A 20,053-nucleotide genomic window follows, 5' to 3' on the forward strand; every position below is an offset into this window, starting at 1 on the left:
TTTTAGGGTTTTTTCAAAGGAAAATAACGCGAAAAAGTGTATGCTTTTTCGTTATGGTTCCTTTTCGTCTACATCATTTATACACATTACTTAATGAGCTTTATACCACACCTATTGGTGAGGTAAATCGTGTGGCTCTGTATTTTAAACAGCACCGTTCTTTAGGTTCTAAGGATCGTCAATGGATGAGTACGCGTATTTTTGCTATCTTGCGTCATCGACGGTTATTAGAAGCGCTTATCCAACAAGATAATCAGGAAGTTACCCCCGAGACTTTAGTGGCTAAAGTCGAAGAGGGAGCTCTAGACAATATTGAAAAATACCAGGATTTTCCTTGGCCTGTGCGTTATTCTATATCTGATGATCTTGCCGAGTGCTTGATTGAAGATTATGGTCAGGAAAGAGCTAAGGAACTCTCTGAGATTTTTCTTCAGGAAGCTCCTTGTGCTATTCGTGTGAATACACGACGAACTTCTGTGGAAGATCTTCAAAAGTGTTTAGAATATCCCAGTGAGCCAGGATCTGTCCCAGGTTCTTTACGTTTTGATAAGCGTTATCCCTTGCAACACAGTGCAGCCTTTCATCGAGGCCTATTTGAAGTTCAAGATGAATCATCTCAGAAAATCACTTTAGATATTCCTATAAGTAAAAAAGATCGTATTTTAGATTTTTGTGCAGGAGCTGGAGGGAAAAGTCTGATTTTTGCCGAGAGAGCGCATCACGTTGTTCTACATGATAGTCGTAAGGATGTTTTAGACGAGGCAAAACAACGTTTGCGTAGGGCGGGAATAAGGAACTTTTCTATAGGAGAGCAACATCTAAGGAGAAATAGCTTTTCTATCGTAGTTGTTGATGCTCCTTGTACAGGAACAGGAGTATTTCGACGATATCCTGAAAAGAAAAGCCAATTTTCTAAAAAACTTCTCATTACATTCTCAAGAGTACAAAGAAAGATTCTTAGAGAAGCTATGAATTACGTAAAACCTGGTGGGAAGCTCGTCTACATTACCTGCTCTTTACTTTCAGAAGAAAATGAAAAGCAGGTTGCTTTCATGAAATCTTTAGGATGGGAAGAAGAACGTCATATGCACACTGCATTATCATCAGAAAGTGGAGACGGCTTTTTTTCCGCCCATTTTGTTCGCAAAAGCAGAGAAGCTTCTGTATAGAATTTGACCTAAGCCATGTTCATGGTGAGGGTCATCACTCTGTGCTTGATAATAATCAACAATAAATTATGACATTCTCCAGATGCTTGGGGAAATTTATCAAATTGTAATAAGATGTGCAGAAGATTCAGAGGATCATTCCAAATTTCAGGACGTTTTAATGCAAATATTACCTGTTTTAGAAAGTAAGTGTGCTGCTCATCTTTTATAACTTTTGGATCTTTCCAAAAATACCACGAAGATGTTGTCGGAGCATCATTTCTAGAAATACACAATGTAGTAGATACTAAAGTCTCGGAAATTTCTTCTCCAATTCCTGCCATAGGTAGGAAAATAGAAGCGAGCAAACTGCAAATTAGAGATTTGCGCATAATATTCCTTATTATCTCAATAATACCTACGTAGTTTATGCAAAAATCAGGTTTTTAATAAGCTAAAAGAAAGAGTTATATCATAGGTAATATCGAGATGATTTCCTGCGATGTACGCGTGTTTTCCTATAATATAGAAGTACTAATGTTAAAATAATGTATGTTCTGTATGAAGTGACAATACGCTTAGCATACAAACAAATTTTTTGGACGATAGAAGGATGAATCGTATCTGGAGCATAAAGGGGTTCAGCACGAACCTTCTCACCAGAGAGATTGCGAAATACCCAATGACCAAGAAGATCCCCCTTTTGAATAGGAAGCTTTGTTGCATGAGGAACAAAAGAAATTGTTCGGGGCTCTTCTCCCTCAGAAGCATAGAAATCATAATAGATACCATTAGGTAAAGGAACAGAAATTTTCCCTAAAAGTCCCAAACGCAAGGCATATTTTTCTGTCGGGGGGATGAGATATCTTCGTAAAGCAGGTTCATTGAAAATCCCCTCACATAAAGCTATAACATCTTCATAAAGCTCCCCCATAGCAGGATAACCGGCGGCTATAGTAATAATAGAGCGGCCATGTTTTTTCGCTGCAAAGATAAGATTTTTCCCCGCATCTTTTGTTGTCCCTGTTTTTCCACCTAATGCAGGAGGATAGTAATAGGTAGATCCGGGAAGAATAAGTTTATTTGTAAGATTTAAGACTCTCTCTTGGCTCAAGTTTGTCGCGGCCATTTTATAATTGGTAGTGCGAATAACCTGACGAAATAAAGGTTCTTTTAGACCCTCACGCATAATAGAGGTTAAATCGCGAGCTGTTGTGTAGTGATTAGGGTGATGCAAGCCATGAGGGTTATTAAAATGCGTATGTGAGCAGCCTATCTCATTCAGGAAGCTATTTAATTGCTTCATAAATTCGGTTACAGACCCCGAGCAGGCCATCGCGAGAGTATTAGCAGCGTCGTTAGCCGAACAGATTAGCAAGGCGTGAAATAGGTCCCATCCCGACACCTCTTCTTTATTTTGCAGTTGTATTGTCACACCGTCAGTTTCTAGCCAATGTGGTGGGCTGCGATAGCCCGATTGTTTTTTAGCCTGAGGGGTAATTGAAGCAATAGCATCTTGTTTTACAGTAATGAAGCGATTCAGAATATCGGGATGTTTTCTTAAGATAAATAGCGCTGTGGCAATCTTTGTCATGCTTGCAGGATAAATTCTTTTGTCTATGTCTTTAGCATAAAGTACCTTACCAGTTTCAGATTGAATGATAGCTAGGGCATTTCCTCGTATTTCAGGAAAAGATATATCCGCATAAGAAGGGATCATAAAGATGCCTGCAAAAAAACCAATCAGTCCAGATCTAAAAAAAACTCTTATCATTATAGGGATTTTGATAGCTTGTTACTTAGGGTTGAATCTTCGCTTAAGTCTGAGAAAGCTCTTGACGCCTCTTAAAATAAAGAATTACCATGAGTGAGAGGGAAAACGCTATGAGTTTAGATTTTTTAGAAGAATTTTACCGTCGGGCTATTTGCAACAAAGGAACGGCGTTTCCTGAGGGCTTCGTGGATATTGCCGATGTCCTGTCTCATTCTGCGTCTGAACTTAAAGTTGACTCTATTAGCGATCTTCCTGTTAATAATTTCATCATTGCAGAATCTGCAGATAAACTCACTTTATTTAATGCGGATTTTGCTGTTTGGCTAGTTCCGGAGCTTGTCCAAGGAGAGGCAGTTACTCGGGGATATATTGCTTTATATGATTCTGTGGGAGATTATACTCCAGAAATGGCATTTCAAGCTTCTGGGGAATACAATCAATCTGCATTGATTCTTGAGGCACTTCAGATATATCTACAAGATATAAAAGATACTGAAAGCGTATTACGTTCTTTCCGTTTTAATCAAGATTAGTTCAATTATTATGGATTTTTAAATGTACGATATTAGAGTCTCCGTGTCTTTCATACTGAAATTCATCTACAGAGTTTTTTGCTAAGAAAATTCCTAATCCACCAAGCTTTCTCTCATCTAAAGGAAGTTGATTTTGAATATCGATAGATGCAGTTAAAGGATTGAAAGACGGTCCATTATCTTTGATAGTTACTTGCAAAGCTTCTTTATCTCCATCACAACAAATGATTATGTTTCCAGGAGATGTCGCTTCTTGATATGCATAGGAAATAATATTGACGAGTAGCTCTTCACAGGCAAGCTCTAGCTTTAATAATTTCTCTTTCGGGAATGTTTTTAGCTGTCCTGTCCCTTTGACGAAGTCTAGCATATTGTGAAGTTCACTAAGGAGTGCCGGAAAGACTGCTTCTCCATCAGAAGAGGTCATAATATACCTGTTGAACAATAGTCTCGGCTAAATGAGCGTATAACACACGCCAGGCGCTCTTAATAGCCTCATTATGCATTTCAAATTGACCTAAAGCAAATTGTTGAGCGTTCACCATGCCTAAATCAGGTTCAAAATCAAAGGAGACTGATCTTCTTGATACACAGTCATCGATTACGACTTTCCCCGAATGTCTGTCAATAAGTTGTATTTTCGCAGATATAGATAAACGCCCCTCACTAGAGACAATAAAATGTCTCGGGGTCTTATCATCAATTTTATTTGGGGGATACGTAAAACCTGTATTCTCGTCAACTTCATTCAAAAGTTGTACCTTGAGAAGATAACGAGCGCAGCTTTCACCATTGCGGACAGAAAGAGAACGTTTTCCTAATTCATAGATGAGAGCTGATGTCAATTGACCTAGGGAATCCTTATCAATAGGAGAGAGATAAATGCCTTCAGAACGTATCGAGCAGCCTAAATTTGATAAAGTTGCTGACGAATTTATGATAGTATATCCACTGCAAGAAGACAGTCCCAAGCTGGACAAACAAAAAAACAAGGCAAAAACTAGTGTATGCATGAGAAATATCTTAAAACTAAGAAGAATGTTTTGCTATTCTATTTAGTCGTTTATGACACTTAGCTACTAAAGATGACTCAGGATAGTTATCAATAGCTGTGGTATAATAGATACTCGCAGCATGAGGTTTCTTTTTCTTTTCATAAAAACGTCCAGTAGCATAGAGCCCTGAAGCATAACGTTCACACATAGAGCGTACGTTTGAAGAAACAACATGAGTTAAAGGGTGGTTGGGATGTTGCTTTTTGATAGCCTCTTCATTGATCTTTGCCAAATTTAAATATTGCACATTATGAGGCTCTTTTTGTGCTTGCATAAGATAAATTTCTGAAAGACGAACAAAGGATTTTGGAGACAATGAGTGGGGAGCAAATTGTAGTGTTAATTTTTTAAAAGTTTTAATGGCTTCAGAAAAATCTTTTTTGATAACGAGTAAATCACCCTTAAGATACAAAGCTTGAGCTCCTAAGTCTTTATTAGGAAAAGCTGTGAGTATTTCATCATAAATACGTAAGGCATCAGCATCAGCATTAGCGAGTTTAGGGAATCCTTCTAAAAGGAACACACGTTTGCGTTTCCCTTGAGTGAAGCTCTTTGCTATAGAATATTTCATCAAAAACAATTCTTCAGAATAATTAGCTTCAGGAAGTTGCATATAAGTTGCAAAAGCTTTTTCAGCTAAATCTGGTTGACCATTTTTGAAATAACATACTCCAGTTAAGTACAAAGCTTCAGTATATAAAGGATCTTTTGGAAAATGATGAGTAACCATACCAAAACAAAGTAAGGCTTTACGATAACTCTGTCGTTCTAAATAGTTCTTCCCTTCCAAAATATATTCTTCCGGAGAGTGTTTAGGTACAAACTTTTGAGGAGATAGTTTCCCAGAAAAAGGTTCAAAAGAAATCGGCCTGGCGTGGCATCCAGAACACAAAAGTAGTAATAAAACAACAAACTGTAAAACAGATTTCATAAATCCGGCATGAAGCTACGATAACAAAATGTTATCATAAAAAAGAAAAAGAGAATTTGTCAAATCCGTTGTTTTTGTTTTGTTTACAAAATATAATTTTTTTATTTGATAAAACATTTTTTTATTTAGTAAAATAAATAAAAAGGTTTTTTATGAAAAAGTTAGTTTTGTACTTTGGTACTTTTGTTGTATCTCTTTTTTGCGGAGTTTTTTTATGGGATAATGTCCCTTGTGCACATAAGGCCATGCAAGTCACCGCAAATTACAGTGTCGATGTTTTTGAGAAAAGCTGCCGGCTTGTTCGCAAAGTTTCTGGATTCGAAAGAGTCCGAGTTTTTGAAAGGAAGTTTTCTCCAGAGCAAATATTGACTTTCTTCCCAGAGCATGTGGATGGAAATGCCTCTGTAGAACTGACTTTTGTTCCTCATACACTAATGCATGTGCGTTTTTCTAGAGAGGATACTGTCAAGAAAACGATGGTCAGTCAAGAGGGTGAGATCCTTTGGAGCTTAGCAAATGGTGAAATGGTTCTTAACACAGGAACATGGGCTTGTTCTAAAGGATTTAGGGAATGCCTAATGCTAAGAGCGGACAAACAAGACGTCAATGTTATGCAGGCTCTAGCAAATCTCGGAGGAGCCGCTTCTAAAGAATCATTGACACAAGCTCTATCTATGAAAAATATCAGAGCTGAAAAGGTAATCCGTGCCTGTCAGAAAAAGAAGTTGATTTTCTCAATGGGTAGTCAAATAGGAAGCCATTTCCAACAACTTCAGCCGATCAAAGGTTGTACAACAACAATCCAATCGTCTCCTGTATGGTTGCGAAGACCTCGGGGTTCCTCTATTGTATCGCCACACTTTTCTGAAGATCGCGTAAGTAGTCTTGCCGGAATGATTTTTGGAAATAATTTCTTAATATTAGATAAGGTTGTTGTTTACGTTCCTGTATATAAAGTATCGTTAGTTGCTGCAGATAATAGTGTTCGTATAGAATACATTAATGCTGTAACAGGAAAACCATTTTTGGATATTTAAACAGCAATAAATCGAACAGGAAGTTGAGAATTTTCTAAGTCCCTCTGAAGGCCGCTAGTATCTTCAGAAACAAAATAGTCTGCATCGGGAGAGATGGAGGCGACGCGCTCATTATCCTTCGTGAAAACTAGAGAGAGAGCACGAGATCCGGGATATTTGCGCAGGATTTGTTTTAATACGCCCAGGTGGCTATGGCGTAATTGTCCAAGATCAAGAGATAATTTAACTACAGAAGCTTGAGATCGATTGTCAGTAGTTTTTGACATAGTAGATGTTTTCCTCTGATTCGTATCTTTATTGGTTTCTAAGTTTAAATACGACATTTTCTGCATCTGACTTTTGATCTTATCAAACATATCGTCGCATTCTTGGAGGAGATTTCCATTAATAAGAGACAGGTCCCTCATCCACCGGCAAGATAAGCGTAAAGATTCACTACGTTTATCGATAGATAAAATAGCATAAATTAAACGATCTTCTTCTAAAAGTTCCTGTTGTTCAGCATACATTTCGGGCCATATAGGTAATTCATAAGAGTCAACACCGTCGTTAACACGTAATAAAGCAAATTTTCTTTGTGCTTTTGAAGAAATTCGTGTTGTGACCTTATCGATAATGAATATAGTCCGAATTACCGAACCGTGGGGGAGATTTTCAAACTCTCCAGGGCTGACAACAGAGAGCTGAGGTAGAATATCTTTAACAGCATCCATAGGGTGCTCAGTAAGATAGATACCTAATAACTCTTTCTCTTTCTTGAGTATTTCTTTTTTTGACCTATGAACAACATTTGTAACTGGAGTTAACGCTACAGGATGTTCTTGATGCATAGTATTTAAAGAAAAGAATGTCATAACTCCGGTAGCAGCTTCTTTCTTCTCTTTAGATATTGTGTCATAGAGGGTTTCTAAAGTGGCTTGAGCAAAGTCTCTATCAGACTCAAAAACATCGAAACATCCTGCATCGATTAAGTTTTCTGTGTGCTTCTTAGTGACCTTCTTTAAATCAGAACGTTGGATAAAATCTTGTATGCTTTGATACGGCCCACGTTTCTCTCTTTCCTCAATGATACTTTCTACTAGACCCTTACCTATACCTCGAATGGCTCCCATAGCAAAACGAATACCTCTATCTGTAGCAACAAAGTTTGTTCCTGACTCATTAATATCAGGAGGAAGGATACAGATATCCATGCTATGTGCTTCGTGAATGAGTTTCCCGACTTTCTCAATATCATCAGAGTCGCAGGTAAGAAGAGCTGCTAACCATTCTTTAGGGTAATTTGCTTTAAGATAAGCAGTTGTATAGGTAATTAACCCATAAGCAGCTGCATGGGATTTATTAAAGCCGTAGGAAGCAAATTTTTCCATTTTATCGAAAATGATTGTTGCTAAATCCGCATTGATACCATTTTTGCGTGCGCGTTCACAAAACTTCGTGCGCTCTTGAAGCATCTGCTTGATATCTTTTTTCCCCATAGCACGACGTAAAACATCACCTTCCCCTAGGGAATAGCTTGCTAGAGATCCGGCAATTTGCATAACTTGCTCTTGGTAAACCATAATGCCGTAGGTTTCTTTGAGAATAGACTCCATAAGAGGATGATCGTAATCTATGATCTCTTTGCCATGCTTTCGATTAATGAAGGAGGGAATCATATCCATAGGGCCAGGACGATATAAAGCACCTATGGCGATGATTTCTTCAAAGGAATCGGGGCGAAGATTTTTTGCTAACTCTTGCATCCCTTTAGATTCCATTTGGAATATCCCCATTGTCTTGCCTTGATGCAAAAGAGCAAATGTTGTTTTGTCATCCAAGGGAAGAGAGGCCATTTCTAATAGCTTGCCAGTTTTCTTTTGGATTGCATGAATAGCAATATGGATACTCGTTAAAGTTTTTAATCCTAAGAAGTCCACTTTAAGCATCCCCACACTTTCCAAAGGCTTCATGGAAAATTGTGTAGTAATCATTGTAGAATCTTTAGAAATACAGATGGGGATGTGATTAGTTAAGCGGTCTCCACAAATAATAACTCCAGCAGCATGTACTCCTGTATTGCGGATAGATCCTTCTAGATGCATCGCCATATCAATAACCTGAGCAGCCTCAGAATCATTGGTGTACAACTCATTTAGATGGGGATCTGTTTCTAAAGCTTTTGCTAATGTAGTATTAAGTTCTGGGATATGCTTGGCGATGTGGTTAACTTTAGAAAGAGAAACGTCCAAAGTCCTTCCTACATCTTTCACAGCCATTTTGGCTTTCATAGTTCCAAAAGTAATAATCTGAGCTACGTTATCTTTCCCATGGCGTTCTATTGCATAACTGATAACGCGTTCTCGCCCCGCCATACAAATATCGATATCGATATCGGGATAGGATAAACGCTCGGGATTAATGAATCTTTCAAAAAACAGATCGAATCGGATAGGTTCTATTTCTGTAATTCCTAATAAAAATAACATCACAGATCCAGCTCCAGAACCACGTCCAGGACCTACAGGGATTCCATTATCTTTTGCCCAACGTATAATATCCCAAACAATAAGGAGATAGTCGCACATCCCTTTAGGGATGATAATTGACATTTCCATTTCCAATCGTTCTTTAACTAATTCTAAAGGATCTCTATCAGGAAATTTTTTAGAGATATGACTAAGCTGTTCCAGAGTATATTTTGTAGATAATCCTTGTTCGCAAAGCTCGCGAAGAAAAGCTGAAGAAGCTTCGTAACGTTCTGCTTCCGTATACGTTTGCTTTTCTTTAAGAAACTCAGGAACGTAAATAGGGTAGTGCTTATTTGAAAGATTCAATTCAAGATTACATTTATCTGCAACCTCTAAAGTATTGGAGATTGTTTCTGGATGATCAGCAAATAAAATTGCCATTTCTTCTGGAGACTTAAAATAATACTCTCTACTACGAAATGTTTTTCTCTTAGGATTAGGGATATAGGTATTTTGTTTTGCAATTCTTATTGTTTCCCCTAGTTGTACATTGAGAAGAATTTCATGCGCTAACCAGTCATTAGGATGGATATAATGAATATCATTAGTAGCTACTGAACGAATTCCTAAATCCCTACTAGTTTTTAATACAGCCTGATTAACTTTTACTTGAGCCTCGATAAATTGATGATACTCGTGTTTTAACCACTCTTCTCCCAAGGAGACAATTTTTTCCTCAGACATTTTATGAAGTTGAATTTCGCTATAAAAATCATCACCAAATAGGTTTTGATACCAACGAAGGTCTTTTTCAAGAGCTTCTTCAGAATCTAAAGCAGCTTGAGCTACAGAGCCAGATAGGCAGGCAGATAGACAAATAAGACCCTCAGAATGTTGACTGAGAAGTTCTCTATCTATTCTAGGGAAATAATAAAACCCTTCAGTGAATGCTAGGGAAGACAATAAGCAGAGATTACGATAACCCTGTTCATTTTTACATAAAAGAATGAGATGATTTGCTACGCGACTTTTTTTCTCTTTTTTCTTATCAAAGCGTGAAGTCGGAGCCACATAAATTTCACAGCCAATGATAGGCTTAATGTCGTTTTGTTGACACTCTTTATAAAATTCAATAGCTCCGTATAAATTTCCATGATCTGTTAATGCTAGAGAAGGAATTTGATATTCCTTTGCCTTTGCTACGAAGCTCTTAATCGAGCTTGTAGCATCTAGAATGGAATATTGAGAATGACAGTGAAGAGGTATCCAAGTCACTAGTAATCCCTCGTGTCAACCCACATTACTTTTTAGTTTGTAAACTTCTCTCGGAGGCATTCCATGTAGGAAGGAATAAAACCAAAGCAATTAAAGCACAACCTAGAAGAGCAATGAAGAAACCTCTCCAGCCCCAATCTTGTGCGATTTTCCCTAAAGGATAGCCTGCAAATGCTGCTCCGAAATAAGCAAACCAACCTGCGAAACCACTAGCAGTCCCCGCAGCTTTTTTATGAGATAATTCCGCAGCTGCTAAACCAATCATCATCTGAGGACCAAATAGGAAGAAGCCGATGACGAAGAGTAGGGTGCCGTCTAACCACCAGATATCTTCATTGCGACCATACCACATGCCTAAAATTGAAAATAACAATCCTAAAGAAAATACAACATTCATCGGACCGCGCTTGCCTTTGGAAATCTTATCGGATAACCATCCAGCAATTAACATGCCAAAAAGCCCACCGATTTCAAATAAAGAGACGCAGAAGTTAGCTTTAACAGCAACGTAACGTTTTGTCTCAATCAAGAATAAGGCGCTCCAATCATTTACAGCCATACGAACAACGTAAATGAAAAATGAAGCAAAAGATAGTAACCAGATCCATTTGTTTTTCAGAACATAAGTAAAGAGAATCTCTTTAGTAGATAATTCTTTTTCTGCTTCTTCTTCTAAAATATCTGCCGTTGTTTCTTCATGTTTCTGAGACTCCTGTTCTTTTCTATGTTTTTCAATAGCAGGAAGACCTAAGGATTGAGGTGTATCACGAAGACGATTGATTAAAACAAACCCCATGATAATACATAATACACCAGGGATGAACATAGCCCCACGCCAACCACAACAGTCAATAGCAAATCCCGTAAGAATAGGAATTAAAGCTCCACCAATGTTATGCGAAGTGCTCCATACACTCCACCAAGTGCCTCTTTCAGATTTTGAATACCAATGAGTTAGTAGACGAGCGCATGGAGGCCAACCCCAGCCTTGAAACCAACCATTAAGTCCCCACCACAAAGCAAACAACAAGATTGAAGAGGACATTCCGAAGAAGATGTTCGTAAGTCCTGTGATAATTAAACCCAATGCCATGAAATAACGAGGGTTTGACTGATCAGACATGAGACCGCTAACGAACTTGCTGACGCCATAGCTGATGTATAAAGTGCTCCCGATGATCCCTAATTGTGCTTTATCAAAACCAAGGTCCGTCATCAGTGTGGGCATGGCAAAGGTAAAACTCTTCCTTGTGAAATAGTAGAAGACATACCCTATAAACATGCTGTAGAAGATTCGAATTCTCCAATACTTGTATTGTTTTTTGACTAATTCTGGATCATCAAGTTCTTTAATGTGCTTGGGAGGCTGAAAGAATTTGGTCCAAATATTCATCATAAGATCTCATGTTTAAATATTTAATATAGTTTCAGTAGAATAGGGAAGACCTGAGGTTAACATATGGGCAATGAAAAAACAAGAACGTAATAACATGTTGTAGCACGCGTAAACATTGATTAATTGTAGTTTTCAGTTGCTTATTTTAGTATAGATTGACGTATTAATATCTGAATTTACATCCTTCTATTTTAATTTTTATCGCACCAAAAATGAGGCAGCTGGCTTAGAGAACTGTATTATGAAGAGAATAGTTATATTGTTCGCAAGTTTGTTTTTAACTCCAATAGGTATTGAAGATACTAGAGAAGTAAGATCTATTGAGGCTAAAAACTGGAAGAAAGTATTGCGAACATATGTTCGAGAATGTGACTTTCCTCATCAAGAGATAATAGAACCCCTCTTTTGTGAATCTTCTGACTCTTCTGTAGGACGGGTTTAATTTTGCCCTTTATCTGAATTTGAGATATTCTACTCTTAAAATTGTTTAATTAAAATTAAAGACATACGGTGAAAGTAGCTTTACCCAAAGGGGTTTTCGATATATTCCCTTATATTACTGATGCAAAACATATGTGGAGGCATACTTTCTTATGGCATCGGGTAGAAGATGTTATTCATGAAGTATGTGATTTATATGGATTTTCAGAGATCCGGACACCTGTTTTTGAAAAGTCAGAGGTATTTTTACATGTCGGAGAGCAAAGCGACATTGTAAAAAAAGAAATGTATACTTTTCTGGATAAGAAAGGACGGTCATTAACGCTACGACCAGAGGGAACAGCTCCGATAGCACGCTCATTCATAGATAATCCTATGAGTCGACGCGACGATAATAAATTTTATTATATCCTTCCTATGTTTCGTTATGAGCGTCAACAATCGGGAAGATACCGTCAGCACCATCAATTTGGTTTAGAAGCTATAGGAGTGCGACATCCTCTTCGTGATGCGGAAGTTCTAAGTTTGCTTTGGCATTTTTATTCAGCAGTAGGTTTGCAGCATATGCAAATTCAATTGAATTTTTTAGGAGGAGAGCTCACGCGTAAGCGTTATGATCAGGTTTTGCGCGAGTATTTTTTTCAATATTTAGACTCCTTATCTTCTTTGAGCAGGGAAAGGTTTAATGCAAATCTATTGAGAATATTAGATTCTAAAGAACCAGAAGACCAAGAGATTATTAAATCGGCCCCCCCGATTCTTGACTATATTTCCGATGAAGATCGAAAATATTTTGATGAAATTCTTTCTGCTTTAAATACTTTGGATATTCCTCACTCTATTAATCCAAGATTGGTTCGAGGTTTAGACTACTATACTGATGTAGTTTTTGAAGCGATCACGACATTTGGAGGCCACTCCTATGCTTTGGGAGGAGGTGGGCGTTATGATGGACTGATTGGTGCATCTGGGGGGCCAGTCACTCCTGCTTGTGGTTTTGGAGTTGGTTTGGAAAGGGTGATTCAAACGTTATTAGCTCAGGGGAATTTAACCCTTCCATTTTCCCAGAAATTGCGTTTGATTCCTGTTGATTCAGAAGCAGATTCTTTTTGTTTTGTTTGGGCCCAACATTTACGTAGTTTGGGAATCCCTACAGAAGTAGATTGGACACATAAGAAATTGAAAATTGCTTTAAAAACAGCAGATGCAGAGAAAGTGACTTTTGTTTGTCCAATAGGAGAAAGAGAATTGCTTTCTGAGGAATTGACCATTAAAAATATGTCTTTACGTCAAGAATTCTCTGGTTCAAAGCAAGAGATAGAGCAAAGGTTGCTATATGAAATACAGAACACATCGTTGTAATGAGTTGTCCCTAAGCAATGTTGGAGAACGTGTGCGGGTATCCGGATGGGTACATCGTTATCGTAATCATGGGGGTGTCGTTTTTATAGATTTACGAGATCGTTTTGGAATTACACAAATAGTCTGTCGTGAAGATGAGAAACCTGACTTACATCAGTTAGTTGATTCTGTCCGTTCGGAATGGGTATTATCCGTAGAAGGCTCTGTATGTCGACGCTTAGAAGGTATGGAAAACTCTAACTTGCCTACAGGAGACATTGAGGTAGATATTGAAAAAGTAGACATTTTGTCAAAAGCTAGAAACTTGCCTTTCTCTATCTCTGATGAGCATATCCATGTGAATGAGGAGCTGCGATTAGAATATCGTTATTTAGATATGCGTCGGGGGCAGATTTTAGACCGGTTGATTTATCGTCATAAGGTTATGTTGGCCTGCCGTCAATATATGGATAAACAAGGTTTCACTGAGGTTGTTACTCCTGTTCTAGGTAAATCTACTCCTGAAGGAGCTAGAGATTATCTAGTTCCTTCTAGAATATATCCTGGAAGTTTTTATGCTTTACCCCAGTCTCCACAATTATTTAAACAGATTCTTATGGTGGGCGGTTTAGATCGATATTTCCAAATAGCCACTTGCTTTAGAGATGAAGATCTGCGCGCCGATCGTCAGCCCGAATTCTCTCAAATTGATATTGAGATGAGTTTTGCTACTCCCGATGATCTTTTTCCTATTATTGAACAACTAGTAGTTGAAATGTTTGCTGTTCAAGGAATTAAAATAGATGTTCCTCTGCCTAGAATGACGTATCAAAAAGCAAAAGATTTGTATGGAACAGATAAACCAGATCTTCGATTTGGGTTGCAATTGCGTGATTGTCGAGAGCACGCAAAACAATTTTCTTTCTCTATATTTTTAGATCAACTTGCACAAGGAGGCACAATAAAAGGTTTTTGTGTCCCTGGGGGTGCCGATATTTCGCGTAAACAGCTTGATATTTACACAGAGTTTGTAAAGCGCTATGGCGCTATGGGACTGGTTTGGATTAAAAAGCAGGAAAATGGTGTCGCTTCTAATGTTGCTAAATTTGCTTCTGAAGAAGTATTTGAAGCTATGTTTGCGGACTTCGGTGCTGAAGATAATGACATCTTACTTTTGATAGCAGCTCCAGAATCTGTAGTTAACCAATCTTTAGATCATTTACGCAGATTGATTGCTAAAGAGCGTAATTTATATGACGACTCACAATACAATTTTGTTTGGATTACGGATTTCCCGCTATTTGCTAAAGAAGATGGCAAGATATGTTCGGAGCACCATCCGTTTACCTCTCCTTTAGATGAAGATATTTCTTTATTGGACACAGATCCTTTATCTGTACGTTCTTCGAGTTATGACCTAGTTCTTAACGGATACGAAATAGCTTCCGGATCACAGCGTATCCATAATGCAGATTTGCAAAATAAAATATTTTCTATTTTAGAGTTGTCTCCAGAGAGTATAAAAGAAAAATTCGGCTTCTTTATAGATGCCTTAAGTTTTGGCACACCACCACATTTAGGAATTGCTTTAGGTTTAGATCGTATTATGATGGTGCTGACAGGAGCTGAAGGTATTCGAGAAGTGATAGCTTTCCCAAAAACTCAAAAGGCTGCAGATTTAATGATGAATGCACCTGCAGAAATTATGACTTCCCAATTAAAAGAGCTAAATATTAAGGTAACTTCTTAAATAATTTTATACCTATTTTAGGTGCATGGCATTACATAATGTGATTGTCTAGGTTACAACCATAGGAGAGAAAATATGAAAAAACAATGGCATTTAATTATAATAACAATGGTTGTGTCCTTTTCCATTGCTTCCTGTGATTCGAGTTCTCAAGGTGGGAACCAAACAGAACAAGTTGAGGAGAAAAGCACTACTAATGATTCACAACTTTCTGTAAATCAACAGATATCGCGTACTTTCGGTCATTTGTTAGCAAGACAGTTACGCAAATCAGAAGATATCATGATGGATATCACTGAGGTTGCTAAAGGGTTGCAAGCTGAGTTAGAATGCAAAAGCGCACCTTTAACTGAATCAGAATATGAGGAAAAAATGGCAGAAATACAACAATTAGTTTTCGAGAAGAAATCGAAAGAAAATCTCTCCTTAGCAGAAAAATTTCTACAAGAGAATAAGAAGAATGATGGTGTTGTGGAAGTCCAGGCTGATAAATTACAATACCGTATTGTAAAAGAAGGCGCAGGGAAAGCTATTTCAGGCAAGCCTTCGGCACTTCTTCATTACAAAGGCACTTTTATCAATGGTCAAGTATTTAGTAGCTCGGAAGCTAATAAAGAACCCATCCTTCTTCCTTTAGGACAAACGATACCAGGATTTGCTTTAGGAATGCAGGGAATGAGAGAAGGTGAAACTCGCATCCTTTATATTCATCCTGATTTAGCTTACGGGACTGCCGGTCAATTGCCTCCAAACTCTCTATTGATTTTTGAAATTAGTTTAATTGAAACTACAGATGATTCTGTAGCTACAAAAAATACAGAGAATAAGAATACGGCTTCATGAAAGTAGTTCTTTACAATCCTGATATTCCCCAAAACACGGGGAATATAGGAAGAACTTGTGTAGCTCTAGGTGCTGAATTAATTTTAGTGAGGCCCCTAGGGTTTTCTCTACTCGATAAATTTGTTAAGCGCGCCGGGATGGATTACTGGGATAAGGTTGATCTATCTGTTGTGGATTCTTTAGACGAAGCTCTATCCGGAGTAGATCAAAACAAGGTTTTTTGTCTTTCAACCAAAGGTTCAAAATACTATGGGGATGTTTCTCTCCCTATGGACGGTGTATATCTTTTTGGTTCTGAATCGAAGGGGTTACCTGAGGAAGTGCTAAAAAAATACTACAACCACTGCTATTACTTGCCTATGAAGCGTGGAATTAGGTCTCTGAATTTAGCAACAACTGTGGGTGTAGTGCTTTTTGAAACAGTCCGACAAAATAATCAGAGTGGTTGTATTCACAATGTGGATTAAGAGTGCTGATTAATTAGCTTAATCAAAGAATCCTTATCTTTTAGTCCAACTACACGATCGATCTCTTTTCCATCTTTAAATAGAATTAGGGTAGGAATTGAAGAAACCCCATACTGTTCTGCTGGTGCAGGATGGTCATCTATGTTTAGTTTTCCAATGAGCACTGAGGGTACTTCTGTTGCAAGACTTTCTAATACGGGAGTTAGCATTTTGCAAGGCCCACACCATTCAGCAAAGAAATCTATAAGTACTAGACCTGTGGTGATGAAGGAATTGAAATTTTCAGCAGATACGACTTTGACCATAATTCTCCAATAAGTTCGGGGTATTCGTTTTGAATTTTACTTGCAGCTAAGAAGACTTGAACTTCCATGAGCCTAAGCTCACTAGAACCTGAATCTAGCGCGTCTACCGGTTCCGCCATAGCTGCATGAAGGCAGATTGTAGACATAGGTTAAAAAAAACACAATTCAGAAACTTTTTCAAAGGAAAAGAGAGAAATATCCTATCTATTTCCGGAATTCTTCTGAGAATAACCAGAGAATACTTGATCTATGCTTATGAAAGATATTTATGTTAAAAAAACCTCCACACACCTCTGTTTAGGTCATTCATATTTATTAAGATCTTCTAATTGTTTTTAATCATTTGATTTGAAATGCTTTGAGAATCTGTTAGAGACAGTTTTAAAGTTGAAAATTAAAACAAGAGTTTCGCTAGATTGTTCTAAGATAATTAAAATTATTTTAATTGCTTGTTTTTACAATAAAATTTTCCTCTAAAATTTATTGCTATTTTGGTTCAAGAGACTCAGGCGACTCTTAGAAGTATTGTCAAGGATCCTGTTCTTTTCATTCTTATGCATACCAACTCTATCGATTTAGAGGAGGCAATAGGTTAGTAGCTTTATGTTCAACATAATTCTCGTGTTATGCTAGTATGGTTGATTTAATGTGAAACAGTGCTAAACTATTCTTGAGTTTATTGTTTTAGAAAAGAATTTTTCTTCAGTAAACCAGGAAAACTTTTAATTTGCTTCATTAGCTGAAAAAGGGATGGGCATGAATATTTCTGGAAGTATCAAGCAGAAACTTCTCCAGTTTTTGGGAAAACAAAAAGCACCAGAATTGTTGGCAACGTATCTATTTTATCTAGAACAAGCTCTAAATATAAATCCTGTAGTTTTCGTTCGTGACAAAATCATTTTTAAAACTCCAGAAGATGCTATTCGAATTCTTGAGGAAGGCAAAAAGATTTGGCGCGAAACAGAGATACAAATTTGCTCTGGGAAACCAGAAGTTAATGAACACACAAAAAGAATCTATATTTGTCCTTTCACTGGAAAGGTGTTTGCTGACAACGTGTATGCTGATCCTCAAGACGCTATTTATGATTGGTTATCCTTGTGTCCTCAGAATACAGAGCGCCAAAGTGGTGTTCGTGTAAAACGTTTCCTTGTGTCCGACGATCCAAGTATGATCAAAGAATACATCATTCCTCCTAAAGAGCCAATTGTTAAAACTGTTTTTGCCTCTGCTATTACCGGAAAACTATTTCATAGCTTGCCAACACTTATAGAAGATTTTACTTCTACATATTTGCGTCCTATGACTTTGGAAGAAGTGCAAAATCAAAATAAGTTCCAATTGGAAGGTACTTTCTTATCTTTACTACAAGACGCTCTCGTGGAAGACAAAATTGCTGAGTTTGTAGAAAGCTTAGCGGATGATACAGCCTTTCATGTATATATTAGTCAATGGGTAGATACAGAAGAGTAACCAATTCTGCTCAAAAAACTGTAGATATGGGTATCGAACTTGGCAAAATACTTCCTCAAGGAGTTGTTTTGTTATTGTTTGGTGATTATGGTGCAGGGAAAACAGAATTTGTGCGCGGCGTTGTACAAGGATATTTGGGGGATGCTTGGGATCAAGAGGTCGCTAGTCCTTCATTTTCTCTTTTACATGTGTATGGTAGTGAGCTGCAAAGAATCTGCCACTATGATTTTTACCGAATAGACGCTATCGGAGAAAATCAACAAGATCTTTTTCAGGATGCTGAAGAAGAAGATGTTTTATGTATAGAATGGCCGGAAAACATAACGTTACCGCGATTTCGAGAGATAATACAGATTCAGATTAATGTGCTAATTACTAATCAAAGAGAGGTGAGCATAGATGCCTCACCATCGATATTGTTAAAATTGCAGAAGGAATAAAAGAGAATCATGACTTTACTAAAAGATACGGTTTTTGTTTGCCTAGATTGTGAAATGACTGGGTTGGATGTAAAAAAAGATCGTATTATTGAATTTGCTGCCATGCGTTTCACTTTTGATAATGTGATTGATTCTATGGAGACTCTGATCAATCCCGACCGCGTGATTTCAGCGGAATCACAAAGAATACACCGTATTTCTGATGCAATGTTAAAAGATCAGCCCAGGATTGCTGAGGTATTTCCAAAAATTAAATCTTTTTTGAAAGAAGGAGACTATATAGTTGGACATAGCGTGGGGTTTGATTTACAAGTCTTGACTCAAGAAGCTGAGAGAGTAGGGGAGAGCTTCCTGTCTAAGTATTGTATTATTGATACTTTGAGATTGGCAAAGGAATATGGAGATAGTCCTAACAATTCATTAGAAGCTTTAGCTGTGCATTTCAATGTTCCTTATGACGGCAATCATCGTGCTATGAAAGATGTAGAGATCAACATCAATATTTTCAAACATTTCTGTAAGCGATTTCGAACTATAGAGCAGCTTAAGCAGATGTTAGCAAAACCCATAAAGATGAAATATATGCCTTTGGGTAAACATAAAGGACGTTGTTTCTCAGAAATCCCCCTTTCGTATTTGCAGTGGGCATCTAAAATGGATTTTGATGCGGATTTACTATTTTCTATAAGACACGAAATTAAGCATCGGCAGAAAGGTACAGGCTTTACTCAGGTCAATAATCCGTTTATAGGATTATAGAACAAATCTGATTTATAAAAGTTTATTTTAAATCTTTGAAGTTCGCGTTATTAAAGAAATAAAAATGTCATTTCAAGTAATCTCTTGATTTTCTTTGGGTCTAAAGATACTATCCAACAAAAAGTAGGAAGCGTTGTCTCTTCTCGGGGGAATTTTTAATGCTTAAGAAAAAGCCCGTATCTTTCAGTTGTATCGACGGTCATATCTATAAAATTTTCCCAAACGATCTAAATACAAATAATACCGTATTCGGTGGTTTATTAATGAGTTTGCTCGATCGTTTAGCGCTTGTAGTTGCAGAAAGACATACTGAAAGAATTTGCGTAACTGCTTTTGTGGATGCTTTGTGTTTTTATGCCCCCGCCTACATGGGAGAAAATTTAATTTGTAAGGCTGCTGTTAATCGCACATGGAAGACCTCATTAGAAGTTGGAGTTAAGGTATGGGCAGAGAATATTTATAAGCAGGAAAGACGCCATATTACTTCCGCCTATTTTACCTTTGTTTCAGTAGATGAAAATAATGTTCCTACTCCTGTTCATCAGGTTGTTCCAGAAACCCCTGAAGAAAAACGCCGATACGATGAAGCTGATCAGCGCCGACAATCTCGATTGAATATGAATAAATAGGAATGT

Annotated in this window: 20 protein-coding genes and 1 tRNA gene; 12 read left to right on the forward strand and 9 right to left on the reverse strand. The window is 37.5% G+C overall.

Annotated elements, in window-relative coordinates; all coding sequences use genetic code 11:
• Nucleotides 1-53 precede the first annotated feature (53 nt).
• Complete coding sequence (locus C10C_RS00355; RefSeq protein ID WP_117273762.1) at nt 54-1,169, forward strand: RsmB/NOP family class I SAM-dependent RNA methyltransferase; 1,116 nt, start codon at nt 54-56, stop codon at nt 1,167-1,169.
• 8 nt (nt 1,170-1,177) lie between these two features.
• On the opposite strand, the gene C10C_RS00360 is transcribed toward C10C_RS00355, so the two are convergent.
• A complete protein-coding gene (locus tag C10C_RS00360; RefSeq protein WP_117273763.1) occupies nt 1,178-1,540 on the reverse strand; it encodes a hypothetical protein in 363 nt (120 codons plus the stop codon).
• 80 nt (nt 1,541-1,620) lie between these two features.
• Nucleotides 1,621-2,922, reverse strand: coding sequence for a D-alanyl-D-alanine carboxypeptidase family protein (locus tag C10C_RS00365; protein WP_117273764.1), 1,302 nt, complete (start codon nt 2,920-2,922; stop codon nt 1,621-1,623).
• Between the two features lie 110 nt (nt 2,923-3,032).
• On the opposite strand from C10C_RS00365, the gene C10C_RS00370 reads away from it, so the two are divergent.
• Nucleotides 3,033-3,455, forward strand: a complete 423-nt coding sequence (locus tag C10C_RS00370) for a hypothetical protein (protein ID WP_117274748.1) — start codon at nt 3,033-3,035, stop codon at nt 3,453-3,455.
• Nucleotide 3,456: 1 nt separating this feature from the next.
• Here C10C_RS00370 and C10C_RS00375 read toward each other — a convergent pair whose 3' ends face one another.
• From C10C_RS00375 to C10C_RS00385, 3 genes are read right to left on the reverse strand one after another with little or no spacing between them, the layout of a single operon-like run.
• On the reverse strand, nt 3,457-3,882 hold the full coding sequence (locus tag C10C_RS00375) for an ATP-binding protein (RefSeq protein WP_117273765.1): 426 nt from the start codon (nt 3,880-3,882) through the stop codon (nt 3,457-3,459).
• Entirely contained in the window at nt 3,869-4,468 is a 600-nt protein-coding gene (gene lptE, locus C10C_RS00380) for an LPS assembly lipoprotein LptE (RefSeq protein ID WP_117273766.1), read from the reverse strand. The genes C10C_RS00375 and lptE overlap by 14 nt, the downstream gene beginning before the upstream one ends.
• Nucleotides 4,469-4,484: 16 nt before the next feature.
• Nucleotides 4,485-5,441, reverse strand: coding sequence for a tetratricopeptide repeat protein (locus C10C_RS00385; protein WP_117273767.1), 957 nt, complete (start codon nt 5,439-5,441; stop codon nt 4,485-4,487).
• 152 nt (nt 5,442-5,593) lie between these two features.
• Between C10C_RS00385 and C10C_RS00390 the strand changes: the two genes are divergently transcribed.
• Nucleotides 5,594-6,478 (forward strand): hypothetical protein, encoded by an 885-nt coding sequence (locus C10C_RS00390; protein ID WP_117273768.1) that lies wholly within the window; start codon nt 5,594-5,596, stop codon nt 6,476-6,478.
• Here C10C_RS00390 and dnaE read toward each other — a convergent pair.
• Both dnaE and pgtP read right to left on the reverse strand, forming a co-directional pair.
• On the reverse strand, nt 6,475-10,203 hold the full coding sequence (gene dnaE, locus C10C_RS00395) for a DNA polymerase III subunit alpha (RefSeq protein WP_117273769.1): 3,729 nt from the start codon (nt 10,201-10,203) through the stop codon (nt 6,475-6,477). The genes C10C_RS00390 and dnaE overlap by 4 nt on opposite strands.
• A 25-nt stretch (nt 10,204-10,228) precedes the next feature.
• Entirely contained in the window at nt 10,229-11,596 is a 1,368-nt protein-coding gene (pgtP, locus tag C10C_RS00400) for an MFS transporter (RefSeq protein WP_117273770.1), read from the reverse strand.
• A 244-nt stretch (nt 11,597-11,840) separates the two neighbouring features.
• On the opposite strand from pgtP, the gene C10C_RS00405 reads away from it, so the two are divergent.
• The 5 genes from C10C_RS00405 to C10C_RS00425 all read left to right on the forward strand — a co-directional run bounded on the left by C10C_RS00405 (nt 11,841) and on the right by C10C_RS00425 (nt 16,441).
• Nucleotides 11,841-12,041 (forward strand): hypothetical protein, encoded by a 201-nt coding sequence (locus tag C10C_RS00405; protein ID WP_117273771.1) that lies wholly within the window; start codon nt 11,841-11,843, stop codon nt 12,039-12,041.
• Between the two features lie 68 nt (nt 12,042-12,109).
• Entirely contained in the window at nt 12,110-13,402 is a 1,293-nt protein-coding gene (gene hisS, locus C10C_RS00410; RefSeq protein WP_117273772.1) for a histidine--tRNA ligase, read from the forward strand.
• The gene (gene aspS / locus C10C_RS00415) at nt 13,377-15,131 is read left to right on the forward strand and encodes an aspartate--tRNA ligase (protein ID WP_117273773.1); all 1,755 of its coding nucleotides are present in this window, start codon (nt 13,377-13,379) and stop codon (nt 15,129-15,131) included. The genes hisS and aspS overlap by 26 nt, the downstream gene beginning before the upstream one ends.
• 75 nt (nt 15,132-15,206) lie before the next feature.
• Entirely contained in the window at nt 15,207-15,974 is a 768-nt protein-coding gene (locus C10C_RS00420; protein WP_117273774.1) for an FKBP-type peptidyl-prolyl cis-trans isomerase, read from the forward strand.
• Nucleotides 15,971-16,441: a tRNA (cytidine(34)-2'-O)-methyltransferase gene (locus tag C10C_RS00425; RefSeq protein ID WP_117273775.1), complete on the forward strand. Its 471-nt coding sequence runs from the start codon at nt 15,971-15,973 to the stop codon at nt 16,439-16,441. The genes C10C_RS00420 and C10C_RS00425 overlap by 4 nt, the downstream gene beginning before the upstream one ends.
• Here C10C_RS00425 and trxA read toward each other — a convergent pair.
• On the reverse strand, nt 16,438-16,746 hold the full coding sequence (gene trxA, locus C10C_RS00430) for a thioredoxin (protein WP_117273776.1): 309 nt from the start codon (nt 16,744-16,746) through the stop codon (nt 16,438-16,440). The two genes, C10C_RS00425 and trxA, sit on opposite strands and share 4 nt — an antisense overlap.
• Before the next feature lie 41 nt (nt 16,747-16,787).
• Nucleotides 16,788-16,871 (reverse strand) — tRNA-Leu (locus tag C10C_RS00435).
• A gap of 631 nt (nt 16,872-17,502) precedes the next feature.
• Between C10C_RS00435 and C10C_RS00440 the strand changes: the two genes are divergently transcribed.
• The 4 genes from C10C_RS00440 (at nt 17,503) to C10C_RS00455 (ending at nt 20,047) form a co-directional block, all read left to right on the forward strand.
• Nucleotides 17,503-18,219, forward strand: coding sequence for a DUF2709 domain-containing protein (locus C10C_RS00440; RefSeq protein WP_117274749.1), 717 nt, complete (start codon nt 17,503-17,505; stop codon nt 18,217-18,219).
• Nucleotides 18,198-18,659, forward strand: coding sequence for a tRNA (adenosine(37)-N6)-threonylcarbamoyltransferase complex ATPase subunit type 1 TsaE (gene tsaE, locus C10C_RS00445; RefSeq protein WP_117273777.1), 462 nt, complete (start codon nt 18,198-18,200; stop codon nt 18,657-18,659). Before C10C_RS00440 ends, tsaE begins: the two co-directional genes overlap by 22 nt.
• Before the next feature lie 9 nt (nt 18,660-18,668).
• The gene (locus tag C10C_RS00450) at nt 18,669-19,418 is read left to right on the forward strand and encodes a putative quorum-sensing-regulated virulence factor (RefSeq protein ID WP_117273778.1); all 750 of its coding nucleotides are present in this window, start codon (nt 18,669-18,671) and stop codon (nt 19,416-19,418) included.
• Nucleotides 19,419-19,576: 158 nt separating this feature from the next.
• Nucleotides 19,577-20,047 (forward strand): acyl-CoA thioesterase, encoded by a 471-nt coding sequence (locus C10C_RS00455; protein ID WP_117273779.1) that lies wholly within the window; start codon nt 19,577-19,579, stop codon nt 20,045-20,047.
• Nucleotides 20,048-20,053: the final 6 nt, after the last annotated feature.

The sequence above is a fragment of the Chlamydia poikilotherma genome (assembly GCF_900239975.1).
Lineage (GTDB): Bacteria > Chlamydiota > Chlamydiia > Chlamydiales > Chlamydiaceae > Chlamydia > Chlamydia poikilotherma.

Coding starts and splice junctions, on each gene's coding strand:
- C10C_RS00355 (WP_117273762.1), top strand. CDS start 54: ATGGTTCCTTTTCGTCTACATCATTTATACACATTACTTAATGAGCTT.
- C10C_RS00360 (WP_117273763.1), bottom strand. CDS start 1,540: ATGCGCAAATCTCTAATTTGCAGTTTGCTCGCTTCTATTTTCCTACCT.
- C10C_RS00365 (WP_117273764.1), bottom strand. CDS start 2,922: ATGATAAGAGTTTTTTTTAGATCTGGACTGATTGGTTTTTTTGCAGGC.
- C10C_RS00370 (WP_117274748.1), top strand. CDS start 3,033: ATGAGTTTAGATTTTTTAGAAGAATTTTACCGTCGGGCTATTTGCAAC.
- C10C_RS00375 (WP_117273765.1), bottom strand. CDS start 3,882: ATGACCTCTTCTGATGGAGAAGCAGTCTTTCCGGCACTCCTTAGTGAA.
- lptE (WP_117273766.1), bottom strand. CDS start 4,468: ATGCATACACTAGTTTTTGCCTTGTTTTTTTGTTTGTCCAGCTTGGGA.
- C10C_RS00385 (WP_117273767.1), bottom strand. CDS start 5,441: ATGAAATCTGTTTTACAGTTTGTTGTTTTATTACTACTTTTGTGTTCT.
- C10C_RS00390 (WP_117273768.1), top strand. CDS start 5,594: ATGAAAAAGTTAGTTTTGTACTTTGGTACTTTTGTTGTATCTCTTTTT.
- pgtP (WP_117273770.1), bottom strand. CDS start 11,596: ATGAATATTTGGACCAAATTCTTTCAGCCTCCCAAGCACATTAAAGAA.
- C10C_RS00405 (WP_117273771.1), top strand. CDS start 11,841: ATGAAGAGAATAGTTATATTGTTCGCAAGTTTGTTTTTAACTCCAATA.
- aspS (WP_117273773.1), top strand. CDS start 13,377: ATGAAATACAGAACACATCGTTGTAATGAGTTGTCCCTAAGCAATGTT.
- C10C_RS00420 (WP_117273774.1), top strand. CDS start 15,207: ATGAAAAAACAATGGCATTTAATTATAATAACAATGGTTGTGTCCTTT.
- C10C_RS00425 (WP_117273775.1), top strand. CDS start 15,971: ATGAAAGTAGTTCTTTACAATCCTGATATTCCCCAAAACACGGGGAAT.
- trxA (WP_117273776.1), bottom strand. CDS start 16,746: ATGGTCAAAGTCGTATCTGCTGAAAATTTCAATTCCTTCATCACCACA.
- C10C_RS00440 (WP_117274749.1), top strand. CDS start 17,503: ATGAATATTTCTGGAAGTATCAAGCAGAAACTTCTCCAGTTTTTGGGA.
- tsaE (WP_117273777.1), top strand. CDS start 18,198: ATGGGTAGATACAGAAGAGTAACCAATTCTGCTCAAAAAACTGTAGAT.
- C10C_RS00450 (WP_117273778.1), top strand. CDS start 18,669: ATGACTTTACTAAAAGATACGGTTTTTGTTTGCCTAGATTGTGAAATG.
- C10C_RS00455 (WP_117273779.1), top strand. CDS start 19,577: ATGCTTAAGAAAAAGCCCGTATCTTTCAGTTGTATCGACGGTCATATC.